This is a genomic window from Janthinobacterium sp. HH104 (assembly GCF_001758715.1).
GTDB lineage: Bacteria > Pseudomonadota > Gammaproteobacteria > Burkholderiales > Burkholderiaceae_D > Janthinobacterium > Janthinobacterium aestuarii.
In genome coordinates this window covers 1-2,839 of sequence record NZ_LRIB01000065.1, presented here as the reverse complement: position 1 = coordinate 2,839, position 2,839 = coordinate 1, and the positions used below count along the sequence as shown (strand labels likewise).

Below are 2,839 nucleotides of genomic sequence, written 5' to 3'. Positions count from 1 at the left end.
GGCCGCTGGGCTGGGCGGGATCGATATCTCGGCAGTCAGTGCTGCCGCCGCCGCAAATACCTCCATTGCCGCCGATGCACAAGCAAACCTCACCGATGCCGTCGCGCTGACGATGGCAGCGGACGCCGCCGCCGGTATTGCCGCCCAGGACGCCGCCATCGCCAACGCCACCGACGCCGTCGCCCTGCAAGCGGCCGCCAATGCCGCCGCGACGAACGCCGCCAATGCACAGACGCAAGCGAACATGACGGACGCGCCCACCCTGGGCCTGATCGCCGATGCCGCTACCTTGGCGTCGGACGCGGCACAACTGCAGGCCGGCTTGACGGATGCGGCTGCGCTGGCCCTGATTTCCGATGCCGACGCTGCCGCGGCAGCCGCAGCCGCATTGGCCGCCAGTAGCGATGCCGCCGCGCTCGACGCCGCCGCCGCCCTTGCCGCCACCGTGGCGGCCAACGCCGTCGTCACAGCCAGCCTGAGCGACGCGGCCGCCCTGCAAATCACGGCCGATGCGGCCGCCAATACCTCCATCGGCGCCGCCGCGCAGGCAGCGTTGACGGACGCGGCCGCCCTGCAACTGGTTTCCGACGCCGATGCCGCCGCCGCGCTGGCAGCGCAAACGACGGCCAACCAGACGGATGCGGCAGCCCTGGCCGCCGCCGACGCAGCCGCCGCCAGCGATGCCGCCAATGCCCAGACTGTGGCCGACCAGACCGATGTGGTCGCCCTGCAGCAAGCGGCCGACCAGGCCGATGCCGACGCGGCGGCCGCCAATGCGCAAGCCAGCCTGCTGGACGTCAATGTCGCGCTCAACGCCTTCAACCTCGCCAGCATCGCCGCCGTGGCCGCCAACGTCACGGCCGGCCAGACCAGCGTGCTCGATCTGACGGCCGTCGTCAATACCCTGCAGCTCGGTGCCGATAATGCCGATATCACTGCCTCCCTGTTCGATGCCACCATCCTTGCCGGCATCTCCACCGCCGATGCGCTGACGGCAGCCGGCCTGCAAACCCTCGCCGCCGCGACCGATGCCGATGCACTCATCACTGCGGCGGCCGCTGCCGTCTCGGCGGCGGAGGTGGCCGCTGGGCTGGGCGGGATCGATATCTCGGCAGTCAGTGCTGCCGCCGCCGCACAGGCCGCCGCCGCGGCTGCCGCCGCCACGGCCCTGCTGACCGATGCCGGCGCGCTAGGCCTCGTTTCCACCACCGACGCTGCCGCCGAACTTGCCGCCCAGACGGCTGTCACCACCTTGACGGCCGCCAACACGCTGGCGCAAAACGCGCTGACGGCGGCACAATCCGTTGCCAACCTGACCGACGCCGTGGCCCTGGGTCTGGTCTCTTCCGCAGCCGACGCGGCCGCAGCCCTGGCCGTCACGACGGCTGGCCAGACCGATGCCACCACGCTGAGCCTCATCTCGAATGCCGATGCGCTGGTCGCCTCCTCGGCCGCCAGCCTGGCGGCGCTGACGGACGCCACGGCGCTGGGCTTGATCTCGACCGCCGATGCCACCGTGGCCGCCACCCTGCAGGCAACGGCCGACCTGACGGACGCCACCGGCCTGGGCCTGCTCGCCACGGCCGCCGCTGCCGCCGCCAATACGGCGACGAATGTTGCCAACCTGACCGATGCGGTGGCCCTGGGCACGCTCTCGGCAGCGGCCACCACTGCCGCCAATACGGCTGCCGCCACCGCCGCGCTGACAGACGCCACGGCATTGGGCCTGGTCGCCACGGCCGACGCGGCTGCCGCCGCCGCCCTGCAAACGACAGCCAACCTGACCGATGCCGTGGCACTGGGCCTCGTGTCGACGGCCGCCAACACGGCCGCCAGCGCCGCTGCCGCCGTTGCCAGCCTGACCGATGCCGTCGCCCTGGGCACCGTGTCGACGGCCGCCACGGCCGCCGCCAACACGGCAGCGGCCACCGCCGCACTGACCGACGCCGTCGCCCTGGGCCTGGTGTCCACCGTCGATGCGGCCGCCGCCACGGCCGCGCAAACGACGGCCAACCTGACGGACGCCGTCGCCTTGGGCCTGGTCGCGACCGTCAATGCCACCGCCTCGACGGCAGCAGCAGCCGTCGCCGGTCTCACCGACGCCGTCCTGCTCGGTACCGCCCACACGCTCAATGTGACGGCCGCCACCGTGGCGGCCACCAAGGCTGCCCTGACGGATGCGGCCGCACTGACCACCATCGCCAGCAACGATGCGGCCAATGCCGCTGCCCTGGCCGCCTATTCAGCTGCCCACCCGTTCGACCTGGTGGCGGCGCTGGCGGCCACCACAGCGGCCACCACGGCGGCCCTGTCGCAGGCCGTCGCGCAGTCGGCGCAAGCCGATGACGCGGCTGCCGCCTCGACAGCCGCCACGGCGGCAGCATCCCTGACCGCCCTGAACAATGCTCTCGCGGCCGACAGTGCCGCCACCGCCGCCGCCACCCTGGCCCTGACTTCCCAGGCGGCAGCAACGGCGGCGGCGCTGGACGACACGCTCGCGGCCACGGCCGCTGGCGTGGCCGCCACCTCGCTGGCCGCGGCCCAGGCGGCGCAGGCAGCCGATGCCGCCGCCGCCGCGACGGCAGCGACGGCGGCCAACGCCCTGGCCGCCCTGAATGCGGCCTTGCAGGCGGACGCGAATGCGGCCGCCACGGCCGCTGCCGCCATCACGGCGAGTGCGGCCACCGCTACCGCCATCGCCGACGATCTGGCCGCCGCGACGGCCGCCACTGTCGCCAGCGTCTCGCAAGCGGCCGCGCAAGCGGCGCAACTGGCAGACAATGCCGCCGCCAGCGCCGCCACCAGGTCGAACGGGTGGGCAGCTGAATAGGCGGCCAGG

General features: G+C 73.2%; 1 protein-coding gene. It reads left to right on the top strand.

The features are described 5' to 3' along the window. Positions 1-2,830 (top strand): hypothetical protein (locus JAB6_RS29930; protein WP_175444635.1); only part of this gene is annotated, 2,830 nt, incomplete at its 5' end. Positions 2,831-2,839: the final 9 nt, after the last annotated feature.